General features: G+C 40.9%; 14 protein-coding genes. All 14 read right to left on the bottom strand.

What is annotated here, in order from left to right; translation table 11 throughout:
* Window positions 1-3: 3 nt before the first annotated feature.
* Genes ACRD62_RS17190 through ACRD62_RS17125 form a run of 14 tightly spaced genes read right to left on the bottom strand, consistent with a single transcriptional unit; the run spans window position 4 to window position 15636 of the window.
* Entirely contained in the window at window positions 4-564 is a 561-nt protein-coding gene (locus tag ACRD62_RS17190; RefSeq protein WP_120271242.1) for a glycoside hydrolase family 108 protein, read from the bottom strand.
* A complete protein-coding gene (locus ACRD62_RS17185; RefSeq protein WP_120271243.1) occupies window positions 561-971 on the bottom strand; it encodes a hypothetical protein in 411 nt (136 codons plus the stop codon). Before ACRD62_RS17185 ends, ACRD62_RS17190 begins: the two co-directional genes overlap by 4 nt.
* Complete coding sequence (locus tag ACRD62_RS17180) at window positions 968-1300, bottom strand: hypothetical protein (RefSeq protein WP_120271244.1); 333 nt, start codon at window positions 1298-1300, stop codon at window positions 968-970. Before ACRD62_RS17180 ends, ACRD62_RS17185 begins: the two co-directional genes overlap by 4 nt.
* Before the next feature lies 1 nt (window position 1301).
* Window positions 1302-1934, bottom strand: coding sequence for a P-loop NTPase family protein (locus ACRD62_RS17175; RefSeq protein ID WP_120271245.1), 633 nt, complete (start codon window positions 1932-1934; stop codon window positions 1302-1304).
* A gap of 14 nt (window positions 1935-1948) precedes the next feature.
* Window positions 1949-2815 (bottom strand): hypothetical protein, encoded by an 867-nt coding sequence (locus tag ACRD62_RS17170; protein WP_430821356.1) that lies wholly within the window; start codon window positions 2813-2815, stop codon window positions 1949-1951.
* A gap of 34 nt (window positions 2816-2849) precedes the next feature.
* A complete protein-coding gene (locus tag ACRD62_RS17165; RefSeq protein WP_430821355.1) occupies window positions 2850-5186 on the bottom strand; it encodes an LPD1 domain-containing protein in 2337 nt (778 codons plus the stop codon).
* Window positions 5183-9130 (bottom strand): strawberry notch C-terminal domain-containing protein, encoded by a 3948-nt coding sequence (locus ACRD62_RS17160; protein WP_430821354.1) that lies wholly within the window; start codon window positions 9128-9130, stop codon window positions 5183-5185. The genes ACRD62_RS17165 and ACRD62_RS17160 overlap by 4 nt, the downstream gene beginning before the upstream one ends.
* 1 nt (window position 9131) lies before the next feature.
* Window positions 9132-9875 (bottom strand): hypothetical protein, encoded by a 744-nt coding sequence (locus ACRD62_RS17155; RefSeq protein ID WP_430821353.1) that lies wholly within the window; start codon window positions 9873-9875, stop codon window positions 9132-9134.
* A 1-nt stretch (window position 9876) separates the two neighbouring features.
* Complete coding sequence (locus ACRD62_RS17150) at window positions 9877-11310, bottom strand: hypothetical protein (RefSeq protein WP_430821352.1); 1434 nt, start codon at window positions 11308-11310, stop codon at window positions 9877-9879.
* Window positions 11311-11323: 13 nt separating this feature from the next.
* Window positions 11324-11824 carry a hypothetical protein gene (locus ACRD62_RS17145; RefSeq protein ID WP_430821351.1) on the bottom strand — a complete coding sequence of 167 codons (501 nt, stop codon included), beginning with the start codon at window positions 11822-11824 and terminating at the stop codon, window positions 11324-11326.
* A 2-nt stretch (window positions 11825-11826) separates the two neighbouring features.
* Window positions 11827-14328 carry a hypothetical protein gene (locus ACRD62_RS17140; protein ID WP_430821350.1) on the bottom strand — a complete coding sequence of 834 codons (2502 nt, stop codon included), beginning with the start codon at window positions 14326-14328 and terminating at the stop codon, window positions 11827-11829.
* A 19-nt stretch (window positions 14329-14347) separates the two neighbouring features.
* On the bottom strand, window positions 14348-14953 hold the full coding sequence (locus ACRD62_RS17135) for a hypothetical protein (RefSeq protein ID WP_430821349.1): 606 nt from the start codon (window positions 14951-14953) through the stop codon (window positions 14348-14350).
* A 17-nt stretch (window positions 14954-14970) separates the two neighbouring features.
* Window positions 14971-15447 carry a hypothetical protein gene (locus tag ACRD62_RS17130; RefSeq protein WP_319398825.1) on the bottom strand — a complete coding sequence of 159 codons (477 nt, stop codon included), beginning with the start codon at window positions 15445-15447 and terminating at the stop codon, window positions 14971-14973.
* A 12-nt stretch (window positions 15448-15459) separates the two neighbouring features.
* Window positions 15460-15636: a hypothetical protein gene (locus ACRD62_RS17125; protein WP_170154413.1), complete on the bottom strand. Its 177-nt coding sequence runs from the start codon at window positions 15634-15636 to the stop codon at window positions 15460-15462.
* Window positions 15637-15639 lie beyond the last annotated feature (3 nt).

The raw sequence follows: 15639 nt of genomic DNA, 5'->3' as shown, positions 1-15639 counted from the left end.
TTTCTATTCTTCAAACTCAATCTTCCCAATCCGTTTCAACCAACCTTCTAAAAATAAATGATTATTACCTTTTTTCGCAATGGAATGGTAATACCTTACTCTTGCTCTATGAATGGCAACAAATAAAGTTCTTGGGTCGCAATCATTAATTGCTAATAAAGTTTGGTCCCCGATAATTCCGTCCATTTTCAGGTCTGCACCAAAGAATTGATTTAATACTCGTTGAACACCTCTGGCTCCCCAATGGCCGCTATTAACACACCAATCAAAGATTATTTCTTGTATTGAGCCGTGTAAAATACCGTCAATACTGAACTTCTCATAAAATGTATGGCAATAAAAATCCTTTACCATACAATTCAGTTCAGGAATATCAATGTGCAGGTTCCAGGGGATTTCACCGTATGTTTCCTTATAGGCATCAATGTATTCCCATCCTTTCCAATTGGGATGTAAATTCCGGGCAATACCCATGTAGGTTTCTCCTCCTTGGTCGCCCTCTACGTTGGCATAGTAGCCTTCATGCTTGATTACTCCATCGAATAATTCATCGAATGTTTTCATTTTTCACGTCTGTTTTTAAGTTTGACATCGTTTACTCCAGATATTGCACCACCGAAAAGAAAATCAATAATGGTGCTTAGTTTGGTGGATATTCCACCGTTAATGCTGCTTATGAAAGCAATTTGCCAATCGTCAAGCTGAATTGTATTGAAAACAAAGTAGTTCAGCATCACGAAAGTCAAACCACACCAAGCAATCAGGAAGAATATCGCAAAGGATTTTTGCAACCAACTATCCTGAGCGTACAGGCTTCTTGCTGAATTTCTATCGGTGACAGCCATTTTAAAGAGTTCCATTTTTCCCTGGAGCTTTTCTTCCTGTGTGGTGAAAATCTCATCAATTAGTTTTGTTCCTTCTTTTAATGTTTCTGCTGTTGCTGCTCCTGCAAGCTTTTTAAATAGTTTCATTTCTCTACAAATTTTAAAATGGTATCGAGCTTCTCATTAAGCTGTTTAATGGTTTGGTGGAATAGTTCCTTGCTTACATATATTTCCTTAGAGCTGTCCCTTAAATCTGATATTCGTTTGTGCAACACAACAAACTTGTTTTCGCATGAAGCAAGCTCCTTAGTCATGTGCTGAATATCCTTTTCAAGCAAATCAGTTTTGGCATCCACCGTTTCCTTAGTGGCATTTTTTGAGATAGCATTGCGGATAATGAAGGAAACGACACCAACGATAAGCGAACTGAAAGCACCGATAACAAGCCAATAAAATTTAATTGTCATTTCTTCCATGCTAAAAGATTTTAATGGTTTCGGTACTGCCCTCCGGAAAGCGGTTTTTCTCCATTGTTGCACTTTGATTTTCGATGTGCATAATGGCATCCACTATATGCTCCCACTTCGTTCCGCCTTTGGAGCTGCCATCTCTGTTTGCCTGATTGATGATTACAAATGAGGTGTTCGGAAACTGTTTCTTCAGCTCTTTAAATTCCTCGTGAGAAATATCCGTTGTTTGGGTACTGTCGATAAATACCACATCGTAATCCCTGAATAGCTTCGGATTGTAGTCCTCGATGATTCCAATTGGGCTATTAATACCAAGCCTTACAACTTTCTCTTGCATTGTTCCTTTTGCACCTTCTTCATTGGCTACATACAGGACTTTATAGCCATGCTGTTTTACCAATTCATCGGCAAACATCAGGGCTACGGTACTCTTGCCATGAAAGCGTGAGCCGTAAATCATTATATAGAATGGGATATACAGCTTGCCTAAAAGTTTACCGAACTTTCCCCTGATTGAGATGGTCTTAAAGTTCATCTTGGCAAGGTCGTTTGCCAAAACAACCTGGTCGGATGCAATGACTGCGGTTCTTGTGGTGCCGGGATTGAATGCCCTGTTTTGTGAGCCACTACTTTTGGGCATGGAAGTAGTGGCATTTACTTTCCCAATCCGGCAATGCCTTGTAAGCCTTTTAACTGAACATTGGTAACAAGTAGTTTGTCGCTCTCCAGATAATCATGTAAATGCTTTTGAACGTTTTTCACCTGTTCAAATTCCTTGTCAGATTTATCAACCTTACCGTTTTTTAATGAGTTGGTAACTGTAGTAAGCAAACGTTGAGCTTTAGCTTTGGTGATATTGCCATATAGATTGATAAAACGTTTAATCAATGCAACGGCCGGAGTAACACCGTAGTCGTCCACAATCTTTTTCAGCTTACTGTATAACGAATCCGTAACTTCAAACTTGCAAGTACCATTCATATCCTTGTAAGTCTTGATAAGGTCATTGCTGATACTTTTAATTTCAGAGGCATACTTGCTTGTTTTACGGATGGTTTTTTCGGTAGCTGCCTTTTGAATCACCTTGTACAAAAGCGATACCTGACGTTCTGTAACCTTCTTATTGTGGAAGTTCAGATAACGCCTGATTACTTTTATCTCCAACGGCATCAAATCAACCTCGATGGGTTTTCGTTGTGCTTTTTTGGGTGCTGCCGTTTTCTTTGTGGCTGTCCGTTTTGGTGCTACTTTCTTGGTCACATTTTTTGTCGATTTTTGTGACGAGGTAGTTTTCTTCTTCGCTGGTGCTTTCTTAGGTGCAGGGCTTTTCTTTTCTGAATCCTTTAGGTAAGGTTCAACGATTTTGAAATGATTATCAAGCATCTCCTTAATGTCCTTATCCTCATTGTAGAAATCGGCAAATGAATCAAACTCTTTATGTGCTTCCTGTGCAGCTTCCGGCAACTTTTTGAAGTCAATATTTTTGGTGGCTTCCTTGTAATTTTTGATTGTTAATTTCATACTATCTGATATTAAGTTTTTAGTACACTATTTATTATTCGCTGCCCTTCGCAAGGGCTTGTTTCTGTTTAATGTGAATTGCTTTAGCCCTTATTTTGGCAAGTTTCAGTTTGCGTTCTTTGCCAACTATCACACCTTTATTCACGCTTCCTTTCTCTGTCAGGTCGATGTATTCATCGGCTCGTTTATCGGTAAATGGCTCAAATGATTTAATGGATAAATGCTCCTTGATTGCATAAATCAGGTTATCAAAGCACTTGTTGATGTAAATGCGTTCCTGACCTTGCGGATAAACAGGATGAGAAAACATTCCACCTGATACTAAGTAATTATTTACCCGGTCCTTTTCCTTTAGCTTGTCGTACACATAGCACTCGAAGCTTCGGGCAAACATCTCGGCAATATCTTTCCAATAAGCACCTTGAAGTTTGGAATAGTGATACAGGTAGCTGTCGGTTCTACGTTTCTTTGTTTCGTCAAAATCATTGTAGCTAACCGCTTTATCTTCCAAATCATAATACCCAAAGCGAAGCATTAGGATAAGGGAAACTATACTTGTATGCACCACCGATTGCCTTTCCTGAAATGTAGGTACAACCTTCTTTAAAGAGGTTTTTAGAATATCCTTGAACCAATCTTTTGTTGGTGATGAATTACCTCCGATGAAATACTTCTTTCGATAGCCTAAACTTTCAATGATGGTATTCAGATAGCTTTCTGAACGTAGCGGTTTGGTTGATAATTCCAAGCCATTCAGATAATGGTCAAAGAAATGTCCCCACTCATGGGCTACCGAGCCGTCACCGTTTCGTTTGGTCAGGTTGATAAGTTGGCGTGTTGGATAGTAAGTAGCCATTGCTTTACCTCCACGACCGAATGCACCGAAAGCAATAGCCAGGGCTTCGTTTATGGATAGGTTGATGTCAAGCACCTCGCATAAATCAACGATGGCTGCAACAAAGTGGCGAATGTGTTCCCTGGCTTCATCATCCTTCACGTAGTTTCCTAATGTGAGCGATTTAAAATGAAGCTTCTTGATAACCGTATTTTCATCCGCTTCTTCAATTAACAAACCGCCTGTGCGTTTAATATATGATAGCGGTACGGCTTCTATCTTGGGCTTGCTACTGCTTTTTGAATTGCTGGATTTCTTTGTTTCTGCCCAGCTCCAATCCGGTTTAAATTCCTTGTATGGGAATCGTTCTTTTTGCTCGTTATATTCTCTTTGGGCATCATTAATAAACCGAGTACAAACTTGAGTAACATACCTTACATAGTCCTCCACAGTCCGAACGCTGCTCAACATGCCTCCCTGAAAAGTCAGGTCGTTTTGCTTGTGGCGTTTCATATCGGCAGGAGAAAGAATTTGCTTTGCAGAATCAATGCAATCCTGTTGGCGTTTTATCCGCTTGTCGGTGTATTCCTTCAACCTTTTTGCATGGGGTTCAGCCTGTTCTTTGGTGATACCTGAATACTGATGGGCTTTCATGTAAGTTTCCTTAACCGCTGATGTAGTCCGATAGCCTTTAATGGTAAAGACAATATTGCGAAGTGCCTTACCGAATATCATCCCAAAATCATGCTTACCCACAATCTCACCATTATTGGCAATGGTATCGAGTTGTTGCAAGTCTGTAATTGAAATGGCATCATACAAAACTTTTACAAAAGCTTCTGCCATTTTTACATATTGCTCCCTCGCTTCTTTGGTATTGGCGTGTGGTTTTGCCGGGAATGCCTGACGAACCTTTACTTTCAAAAAGGCACACCCTGAATCCGTACCGTTTTCTTTTTCTGCCTGTGGGTCAATTTTAGGAAAAACCTTATCCTTCTTAACAAGCTCGATAGCCGTTGCTTCATCTTGTTCGATGCTGTTTAAATCGCTACTGCTAATAAGCTTGTTGTACATGGCTTGTTCTTTCCTGGAACCATGAACACGCTTCCCTGCATCTTTAAATTCCCGGTTCTTTTGCTTTTCCTGTAAAGCTTTTTCTACTTCTGTATCAATATCCCCAAGGTTATCATTGGGTGTTGCTAAGTTGGCACAGTAATTTTCGTATAATGACCAATCATTGCTGATAATAAAGAAACCATCATTGGGATTGGGTTTGTAGCCTTGCTTTGTTTTGTAGCCATTGCGACCTTTAATGAATCCTTGTTTGGGAAGAATCCAAACGAAGTCACCTTTTCTCGGTTTATATCGAGTTGCAATAATATCGGTTGCTTTCTCAAAACCCTTATAGATGGGCAAAGCATTGACATTAACGCCCTCTTTAAAACCATTGGCTAAGATGGAAGCCTTTGATTTTCCTTTGGTGCGAATATCCTTGTGAATGGCTTTGTACTTTTTATAAAACTCCTTTTCGGTCATAGTATGGTCTTGATTTTAGGGTGAGTACCAAGCCCGGCAACTGCTCGAAGCTGTTTTTGCTTAATCAGGATTGCCTTTGCACGGAGCTTTACAAGTGTCAATTGCTTACCCTTGTCAATGCTAATTTTCTTGCCTTTAGGTGCGGATTGCTTTTGTTTGGCCAGTCGTTTGGGAAATTCCTTTTTGTCTTGCTCAAACATCTTCATCGCCTCATTGGTAAGGCTATCAGTTGAGTTGCTTCGCTTTGTTCCTTTATCCAAAAACTCATCGTAATAATGGCGTGGAATTTTAACCGATAAACTGAACCGTTCACCAAGCAGATTAAGAAGTTTGGGCATCTTGCTTTCTTCAACCGAAGCCCTCATATTGCCCGAAACCATTTCAAAACCATCACGATTATTAACCAGGAGCTTCACCACTTCTTTATCGGTATAAATGGGAATGTGCGTTTTGGTTTTAGGCATAATGACCTTAAAAGTGCCATCATAATGCCTGGCTATTGTAATCCTGTTTTCGGTGGCAATGGTAGCCCCATTGCGAAGGCTCATAATGTGTTTTTGAAGTTTGGCAATTGGAGCTACAACATAGTTGTCCGCTTTATTATCGTTGTTGTCAGGCGACCATGCCTCGCTCATTAAAATTCCCTTTTGAACACCTCTGCCTTTGGTGGTGAAGCTTACCAACTTGCCTGAAAAGTCCGCAGAGCCTTGAAGTATGTTTCCTGTTACGATGTATCGGATTTGTCGGTCTGCCGTGAAGTCTTTAATGGCTTCATCCCAACGTTCAATCAAACTTTCTTTTTGTCCTGTTGTGAGCTGCATACTACGGCTCATGACACGCTCAATTTCTTTGGCGGTATCGCCCGAAGCCGGGAGAACGATGTATTTACGGCTGTCCGATATGGCAAAGCGAAGCTTCACCGATGAAGGTGCATAAGGGTTCTTGCGTTTGGGATTAATGTCAAAACCAAGAAACACACAATAAGAATTGGAACTGCTATCGGTTTCAAAACTGACTGCCGGATAGAAATAACCATGACCAACCTTAAAGAACTTGAAAAAGTTGTTCAGGTAGCGTTTACGGTTCTCGCTTTGTGTTTTGGTCTTGGTAATCTCGGCTTGTTTACCTTCTTCAATTTCTTCGGTTCTTTCAGCGACATAATCCCTTTGGGCTGCTTTGTTGAACACAGGAATTTTCTGATAGCCTTTCTCATCGGTAATACCATTAAAAAGGTCTTTGTATTTTTCTTCTAACGCTTTTAAATCGTCAGATAACTTGTTTTGAACGAATTTTTCGTGAGCTGAAACTATTTCTTCAGAAATGCGGTCAGGGTGTTTATTGCTTAATTGTTTTTGAATCAGCTTTTCAAGTTCAGCTTTGCCGTAAGGTTTTTTAAGTACGTTGCATTCGCATTTTTCTAAAAAAGTATCGTTACCAAATACCGAATGTCCACCTTTCCCGGCAATCACAACACGCTTTTCAAGGGATTCCGCTTTTAGGTTCAGGACTTCAACTTCAAGGTCGTACTCATCGGCTTGTTTGAGGTATTCGATGTAATCGTTATATCGCTCAATGACTTCCTGATAGAATTTCTCCTGTTCTTTAACTGATAAAACCGCCACACGCCCTGTTACTTTTGAAGCATCACCTTCGGATGGTGTCTCATCACTCTCTTTGCCCTCAAATTTGAGTGGGTTATCCAGTGCTTTGTTTAGCTCTTCATTTTCCAACATGTATTGGCGAACCACTTTGTCACCGTACTTATTCAGAAAGTCATCGGATTCCAATTGTGATTTGCTGCTTTTCTGGTTTGACGTGGTATTGGCATCCAATGATTTCAGCTTCTTTTTGAGCATCATCATAAACCGCTTTTGTGCAGGAATGGATGAGATAATGTAATCGTAAATCGGTTTCATTATCTGACCTGTGCGGTTGATACGTCCACGCTTTTGGATTTCGGTGTTGATGTTCAGTTCAGGTTGGAGTATCACCATCACACGCTGCTTCACCTTTTCGGCTGGAACTTTATCGGTGACGATGGCATGTGCCGAAGCTCCTGTTGAACCACTTTGGTTAATCAGTAAACAGTCTATTTCATTGTCATTGAATTGACGGAACAAATCGGCTGTATTCTCCTTTTTTCGGCTCATCACCAAGGCGGTTGTATTCTTTGCTTTGGTGGAATTGTACTGAACACACAATTTTCTCCCTGTAACTTCACCAACCGTATAGCCGGCTTCCTTTATTTTTTGGATTATCAAATCAAGTGGACTGATTGTAATGCCAGTTGAAGCCTGTTCGATTCTCCTGATAATATCGTAGTAAGCCAATTGAGCATCTTCTGATAAATCCGCAATATTGAACTGTTTGCCCTGTGATTCACCGTCAATATCCTTTTCGGTGTAACGAAGAACAGAATCCAATCCCTTTTCCAAAACAGTTGAGAAGTCACCATTAATCACATCATCAGGTTTTGCCATTCCTTCTAAAAAGCTTCCCATTGTGGAAGCAAAGGCAATAATGGGTTTCTTACCTTCTTTTAGTCTGTTTATGGCATGGTCGGCAACATCGGAGGCATTCAAACTAAAGAGTAATTGATTGATTACGTTAAAGACTTTTGAGAAATACGGAATATTATCAACCCCAGCTTTCTCAGTTCCTTTGCGTGTTTCAACCTCTTTACTTTCGGCTGCTGCAATCTTATCAAGCTCATCAACCTGTTTGTTAATGTATTTCTCCTGAAACCCGATTATATCTCTAATGATGGAGGTAATTTTATCGGCAGTTCCGGCTTGCTCTTTGGCTTTTTCTTTCAGCTCGATATAGTTTACTTCTACACCTTCAAAAGAGCGTTCTCGCCTAATCATTTGCCCCTCTGAAACCAATTGGGCTGCTAATACTTCCTGCAATGCTACACCGCCTTTTGTGATGGCTTCTACCAAATCCTCTTTGCTCATATTGGCATCGCTCATTGAAGTCTTTTGAGCGTAAATCGGCATATTATCAGGTCGCTTGGCAAAGGTGGCTGAAAGGAAACAAACACCTTTGGTTTGCCTTAACACATCTTGCATAAACTCACCTGTATTGGAGCTACCCGAAGCGTTATGAGCTTCATCCATAATGATAATATTACCGCTACTTGCAGCATTTAAAAACTCTTGTTTGGCTGGCTTTTTTGGCTGATTGAACTGCGAGTAAGTGGCACAAACAAAGTTGTAATTATTGGGTACTTTCTTACCCTTGATAATCCTTTCTTGTGTAGGTTTTTCGGGAGCTGTATAAATGACTTCACCGCTTTTGTCTTTTACATTGGTTTTGCTCTCTTTGGTGTTAACGATAAACGGTACCAGGGCAGAGCTACCAATGTCCGACAAGTCTCGATATAAATCAGTAAACAGGTTGGGCTTTTCCGAAAGGAATACAGGTTGCAGTCCACTTTTAACACCGTAGCGGATTAAAGCTGCTGCGGTTCTTCCTTTGCCGATTCCTGTTTGGTCGCCAACAATAATTCCCTGACCACGCTTCTCGATATTGTAAATGGCTAATGAAACGGCATCAATCTGTTCGCATGAAAGTGACTTTACAAGCTCGTCATTGCTATAATCTAGTTTCTCGGCAACATAGTCAAACAAAGGCATTCCGATACTTTTCTTTACTTTTCGGATAGCGATGTGCATTTCGTGACCCATTGAATCGGGAACGGTTGTGTCCAGGATAAAACCTTTTTCGGCTGTGGGAATATAAGCCATCCCAAGCCCTTTATGACCGAACATTCCCTGTAAATACTCATGCTCGTTCTGAGCCAGCTTTTTGGTGCGTACAAAGCTTTTATTGTTGTTGGTTTTAAAACCCAATTCAATAAGCCTTGCTGATATATGTTTTGGAGGAACGCTACCAAACTTAATGGTAATGCCGCTTTTGCATATTTTAATGTCTGATTTCATACTATACTGCTATTGAATAATTATTCTTTGTTGTCCACTGGTCTGCCATTGCCTCGGCAATCCCCTGAAATGTCTTACTGCGAACCCTGCGTCTTTCTTCATCGCTTAAATCCCTTGCTTTGTAGTACCAAAGCGGTTGTCGTCTCCAACGCTTTTTCTTTTTGTCGTACCAATGTTTGTATTCCAATTGGTCTTCATCAAGCATATCGGTTGGTTCTAAAAGCGGTAAATTCTTTAACCACAAGCAAGTTGATTTCTTTGCATTGTCGCCAAAGTAGTACGGCTGAATGATTTGGTCAGGCTTGCGGATGGCGGTACTGATAACACCAATAGGATTTTCAATGGCAATTTTATCAATGGGAGCTTTCATCAATTTGCGGATAAAAGCCAATGCTTTCTTACGTTCCTTTTGTCGTTCCGGGTCGTGCATCCACGCATTGCCCGATACTGTCAGGTAAGTGCAAGGTGGAAAAGCAATCATCATATCCCAACCTTTATCCAATTGGTTCAACACATCACCCTGGATGTGCCATTCGGGATGTTTGCCTGTGGTTGGAAGAATGTCACAGCTATAAGCTTCATGCCCCTGACTGCGAAGTGCCATTGTAACTGTCTGGCTTTCTTCACAAGCTACCAAAATGCGCTGCGGTTCAATCGTAGGAATACCTCCCAAGAATAACTGCTTTTGCCTAATGACTATGGCTTTTGCTTTAAGTTTTAATATGGAGCTTACACCACTTTTCATATTAAGCAGGGGAATTAAAAAGTAGTGGAAAACCTTCTTTCAGAAGTGGCAAAAGGTTTTTAATGTCAGTATCGGGAAGTGTTCTGTAACCAAAATCAGGGATGAAAAGTCTTAACTGATTCCAGGTAATAACAAATTGAGCTTTCCTATAATTCCACCTGTCTTTCTGTTCGTATCTTGCTGAGAAATGAGAAACAACATCACCGTATTTATTGGGACTCTCAAACACATCTTCTATTTGATACGCGCCTTTGATATTCTTTAAATAGTCCACAATTTCATTATGGATTATTTCAAAACTCTTTTGGGTATTCATTGACGGAAGTTGTTTCTGCTTTATCAGGATGGCTTTAGCACGAAGTTTAATGACCTTCACATCTTTGGTTTGTGGCTTTGGGCTTCTACTATTTCCTAAACCAACCCTGTCCCAAAGTTCTTCATGGGTATTGACAACGGTGCTGTGTAATATATTTTTAAGCGGAGCTGCTCCATCGGGAACTGCTTTTGCTCCATCAATCAAAATCAATCGGGTATTGATTGAAGTTCCTTGTCTGGAGTAAAGCTTTTTACCGTTAATCGGGATAATATCTTCAACGTTGTAAAAGTGGTAGAGGTAATTCAGGAAAATACGGTTAGTTCCTGCCGTAACCCGACCATGTTCGTCCCAAGTGGTATGACCGCCAATGATGATAGCTGCCTTACCGTCATCCTTCATGCAACGCAAAGCGTTTAATGCCATTGCATGTTCCAATCGCTTGATTTTAAACTTTCCGAAAAGTTCAGGTTGAGAAAGTGAACCGAAAGGTGGATTCGTAACTATACCATCAAAAGTTCTGTCATAAGCTGCCGGAGGTTTTAACGCATCCCAAGAGCTGACCTTTGCAAAAGGTTGTTCTTTCAGGTTAGCAAGTCTAACATCGTCTAGCTCGTTAACATGGGTATAGTGATAAGGCAAAGCAATGGTTAAAAGTCCGTTCCCTGCCGATGGCTCTAAATACTTTGGGAAATCGTTTTTATCATTGGTAAGGTGAGCGTTCCCGACAATTTTACCTTTAGTTCCACCTTTAACGATATTCTTAAAAGCTTTGTAGCCTGATAAGCTACCTGATTTTAAAATATAACTCGATGCAAGGAACGAAATGGGTGCTGGAGTGGAATATTGCTGCATCAATACGCTCATGCTTGTTCGCATGGATAGGTTGACCTGAGATTGATACAGGGCTACAATATCAAGGTATTTTTCATAAGTGGTCAGCGAACTGTCGTGTGCTATCTCTCTTGCATTAAGGATTATTGCCAGTTCGGTAAATTCTTTCACCAAGTTTTTATTGGCAATACCGAAGCTTTTGGCAATGCTTTCAATAGTGGTTTTAGAGTGCTTACGTCCGCCTTTTAAATCCTCACGAATCCTTGATATGTAGCCCTTTTTATCCATGAACAAACAAGAACTACATGATTGTGTGAGCCAAATAGAAAAGACCAATGAATATCTCTGCTGCCATTGTCAACTCCAAACACCAGATTCGTTTATCGGCAAAGCCTGTTGCAATCAAAGCCGAAATAGCTATGATGATGGTGTATTCGATATTACCGAAGCTGAAATAATAGCTTAATCCAAGGAGCGCAAAACCACCAATTGCCGATACATAGTGAGCAATGCGAATAAACAGGTTTCGCTTAAAGTCGGAAAACACACCGACTAAAAAGATTCCGATACCACCTCCGATAACCCACCAATCGGCAGATTCTTTAATAAACAGACCTGTAATGATGATGGCCAGTCCACAAACCCACATCACTATCTCAAATACAAGCTTGTAAGGTTTGCGTAAAAAGTAATTGCTATCGGAAATTGATTTGCGGATGCCATGAACCGCTATGATGGAAGTAAGATAAACTACCAACGCTATAAATGCCGTGAAAAGGCTTGCTATTACTAATGCTTTCATAATTATTGTAGTGTAATGGTTTTGTCGGTTTCGTCTTTGAAAGTGAGCTTCAGATTGTTTCCTGCAACATCTACCGATAGGCTATCCACATCGGCATCCACGAAGTTTTTCATGAAGTTGATTTGGAAGTTCAGTATCTCAGCCAGCTTTGCTTCCCAATCTTCACCTGAGAAAATGCCGGAATCAGCATACACCTGTAAGAACTTTTTCAGGAAATCAGGAATGTTCTGCAAATTGACATCCCAATCAGCTCCAACGGTGGCATTTTCTTCAATACCACCAAGTTTAGTTTCATCCGCTTCGGGGTATGAACGTTTAGCATTATTGGCTTCAATGGCTGCTGCCTGTTCTGCCGAAATGGTTGTCGGTTTATTCTGAATATTGGTTTCCCAATCAGCTCCAACAGTAGCACCTTCTTCTATTCCTCCAAGCTTTGTTTCATCCGCTTCGGGATAAGTTCGTTTTGCTGTATTTGCTTCTATTGCGGTAGCTTGTTCCTCTGTTATTGTAGTAGGTTTATTGGCGATATTCGTTTCCCAATCCGCTCCGGCTGTGGCATTTTCTTCAATACCCGAAAGTTTGTCCTGGTCAGCTTGTGGGTAGCTTCGTTTTTGGGCATTGGTTTCAATGGCTGCTGCCTGTTCTGCCGAAATGGTAACAGGTTTATTTTGAATATTGGTTTCCCAATCAGCTCCAATAGTCGCACCTTCTTCAATTCCTCCAAGTTTAGTTTCATCTGCTTCGGGATAAGAACGTTTTGCTGTGTTCGCGTCAATGGCGGTAGCTTGTTCTTCTGTTATGGTAGCAGGCTTATTGGCAATATTTGTATTCCAATCAGCCCCGGCTGTGGCGTTTTCTTCAATTCCCGAAAGTTTGTCCTGGTCAGCTTGTGGATAGCTTCGTTTTTGGGCATTGGTTTCAATGGCTGCTGCCTGTTCTGCCGAAATGGTAACAGGTTTGTTTTGGATATTGCTTTCCCAATCCGCTCCAACAGTCGCACCTTCTTCAATTCCTCCAAGCTTGGTTTCGTCAGCTTCGGGGTAAGAACGTTTAGCTGTATTCGCTTCAATTGCGGTCGCCTGTTCCTCTGAAATTGTAGTAGGTTTGTTAGCGATATTTGTATTCCAATCTGCTCCAACAGTTGCATTTTCCTCAATGCCTGAAAGTTTGTCTTCATCAGCTTGGGGATAACTACGCTTTGCGTTATTGGCTTCAATATCGGCTGCTTGTTGTGGAGAGATGGTAACAGGTTTGTTTTGCACATTCGTGTCCCAGTCAGCTCCAACAGTAGCGTTTTCTTCAATCCCTGTCAACTTGTTTTCATCGGCTTCGGGATAAGAACGTTTTTGTGTATTCGCTTCGATTGCTGCCGATTGTTCTACCGAAATAGTAGTAGGCTTGTTTTGAATATTGGTATTCCAATCAGCTCCGGCAGTAGCACCTTCCTCAATCCCTGCAAGCTTTTCTGCATCTGCTTGTGGGTAGCTGCTCTTTTTGTTGTTGTTCTCAATTGCCGTTGCCTGTTCTGCACTAATGGTCGTAGGTTTATTTTGCAGTTCCTGAAAATTGGAAGTCAGGTTCATATCATTTTCCAACTGCGAAAGCTTTGTCGGAATGGCAATATTGATATTACCGTCAGGGTCAGTCACAAAACCGCCATGCACCTCGATACCACCATTGGGCATATACACAGGGCTTTTCTCTGATATGAGCAAGTCTTCAACATTCCCGGCGATAATCAAACCACCACTAATTTGCTGAACAATGGTTTTTGGTCTGTATTCCGGAGCGGATTTTGAACGTGCAATATTGATGAATGAACCAACCGAAGCCCTGTCAAGTATCGTGTCCTGAATATCCCTGTTCATTTTGAAGTAGGTGTCAGAAAATACAATCTTGTTGTAGCCTCTATCGAATACACAGGACTGATTGACCTTTGCCTCGAAACAACAATCGTCAATGTTGGTGGTACTGTTCAGGAAAGCTATTGCACCGCTTCCGGCATCAGTATATTCAAAGCGTATGTCTGCAAAATTGATAGCACTATTGTAAATTTCAATAGCCTTATCACTTTGGAAAATCACAGGCTTCACGTATGTTCCAACTACGCCATCCACCTTATTGCTCAATGAGCAGATGTTAATTTGGTAGGAGAAATCACGAAGGACCAGGAACGTTCCCAAATCGTTGATGTAAGTACCATCCTCGAACATGATGCTGATACTTGCACTTTTGTTGGTATGATACTTCAATGCTTTAGGCAGGGAATCAAACAGCCTTTGAAGCTTTGAAAAAGGAGTTCCCGAAGGAATAATAATCGCTTTGCGTTCAACATCGTATTCAAAACCTGTTATCTGCTGGTCTTTACTCATATCAAACACGCCCTGAAACACTTTGTATTGTTCATGTTCCATACCCAAATAAGCGTACTGGCCATCCGAAGCCCATTCGCCTTTTTTCAATAACGGTGGGGTTGTTCCCCTAAACATCTTTATCGTTCCCATATCTAAAGTCTTTTAATTGCTAAATTATTGCGTAGGCTTGCTCAAACAATTGGTTCGAGACGTAATTACCACCTGTCTCAACCGTTGTCATTGAAAGCACCAATAAGCGGAGTGTATTTTTTGTAGGCAGGAGCTTTGCGCTCTTGCTGACCTTTAAATCCTTGCAAACCGTCTGGATGTAATGGTCTGTATTGTTTTCAAATCGGGGGGCATATTCTTCAACCAATAACGGCACTGTATTCTTGCCCTTTTCAATGTCGTGCTTGAGGTCTTTTATCATGGCACGAACACCATAAACCGGAGCAATAAACATTTCAAAACGTCTGTCCTTATTTTGCTCTTTGGGCAGTTTACCATTCCATTTGATGTTGGTGAAAATCAGGTTTCCCGGATTGTTGTTGCGTATGCCCCTGGGTGCATTTGAGAGGTAGGTATTACCACCGTTCCAATTCTGAAAGTTTGAGGGCAGTTCGTTATTGTTGGTTGTCAAAACGTTTGAACCACGAGGAGGCAATAGCCCACGCTTGCGTTTGTTTCGTCTGCGAATCATTACAATTGTGGTTACTATTGCCCCTGTGGTTAACACCCCTCCCGAAATAAATAATATCTTTTTCTTCTTGTCCATAGCTTTATTGTTAGAGTTTAGAGAGGGATTCCCCAACTATCGAACTTGGGTTTGATTTTTGAAATTTCACTTTCGCTTAGTTCAGCTCTTAGCCATCCAATAAGGTTATAGTCCTGACCAAGGAATGCTGCACGACCGCCCCATAAGTATTGCTTCATTCCAAATGCTTTAATCACAAGTAGCATATCGTCCTTACTGTTGATTTTATCCATAGTACTGAAGATGGTTTTCTCGTCCGTTCCAAAGTCTAACATTGCACCATACAAGGTATTTGCAAACAAAGCTGCATCAGAAGTGGAGATAGTAAGATTAGCCTTTTCAATGACTGTATCTTTTATGGATGGAGCTATCCGGGATGATGTTCCATCTGTATTCTTTTTCCCTTTGATAATTTTTCGGATAGCGAAGAATCCAATTCCGGCTACTACAACCGGGACACCAAATTTGATTCCTGTTGTAATTAATGCTGCTTTATTTGCTTTATCTAATTGCACGGTATAATTGTTTTAGATGTATCGTAATGCGGTCTTCACAATCTTTGGGTTCTTGGCAACCTTGGTCAGAAGCTTAATCATGTCCTGTTGCTCAACCTTGTTGACTGCATTTTGCAAAAGGTTTCCTACTTGCTGAACTACTTCGGTACTGTCAGCTTCAATGGTGATTCCTACTTTAAACTTTCTCATAAT

This window comes from Carboxylicivirga caseinilyticus, from assembly GCF_050589785.1.
Classification (GTDB): Bacteria; Bacteroidota; Bacteroidia; order Bacteroidales; family Marinilabiliaceae; genus Carboxylicivirga; species Carboxylicivirga caseinilyticus.
This window is presented reverse-complemented; position numbering and strand designations above follow the sequence as displayed.

Bases quoted from the DNA above. Each gene is read 5' to 3' on its own strand.
- ACRD62_RS17125 (WP_170154413.1), bottom strand. From the start codon at position 15,636: ATGAGAAAGTTTAAAGTAGGAATCACCATTGAAGCTGACAGTACCGAA.
- ACRD62_RS17185 (WP_120271243.1), bottom strand. From the start codon at position 971: ATGAAACTATTTAAAAAGCTTGCAGGAGCAGCAACAGCAGAAACATTA.
- ACRD62_RS17150 (WP_430821352.1), bottom strand. From the start codon at position 11,310: ATGGATAAAAAGGGCTACATATCAAGGATTCGTGAGGATTTAAAAGGC.
- ACRD62_RS17180 (WP_120271244.1), bottom strand. From the start codon at position 1,300: ATGGAAGAAATGACAATTAAATTTTATTGGCTTGTTATCGGTGCTTTC.
- ACRD62_RS17145 (WP_430821351.1), bottom strand. From the start codon at position 11,824: ATGAAAGCATTAGTAATAGCAAGCCTTTTCACGGCATTTATAGCGTTG.
- ACRD62_RS17170 (WP_430821356.1), bottom strand. From the start codon at position 2,815: ATGAAATTAACAATCAAAAATTACAAGGAAGCCACCAAAAATATTGAC.
- ACRD62_RS17160 (WP_430821354.1), bottom strand. From the start codon at position 9,130: ATGAAATCAGACATTAAAATATGCAAAAGCGGCATTACCATTAAGTTT.
- ACRD62_RS17135 (WP_430821349.1), bottom strand. From the start codon at position 14,953: ATGGACAAGAAGAAAAAGATATTATTTATTTCGGGAGGGGTGTTAACC.
- ACRD62_RS17190 (WP_120271242.1), bottom strand. From the start codon at position 564: ATGAAAACATTCGATGAATTATTCGATGGAGTAATCAAGCATGAAGGC.
- ACRD62_RS17175 (WP_120271245.1), bottom strand. From the start codon at position 1,934: ATGCCCAAAAGTAGTGGCTCACAAAACAGGGCATTCAATCCCGGCACC.
- ACRD62_RS17140 (WP_430821350.1), bottom strand. From the start codon at position 14,328: ATGGGAACGATAAAGATGTTTAGGGGAACAACCCCACCGTTATTGAAA.
- ACRD62_RS17155 (WP_430821353.1), bottom strand. From the start codon at position 9,875: ATGAAAAGTGGTGTAAGCTCCATATTAAAACTTAAAGCAAAAGCCATA.
- ACRD62_RS17165 (WP_430821355.1), bottom strand. From the start codon at position 5,186: ATGACCGAAAAGGAGTTTTATAAAAAGTACAAAGCCATTCACAAGGAT.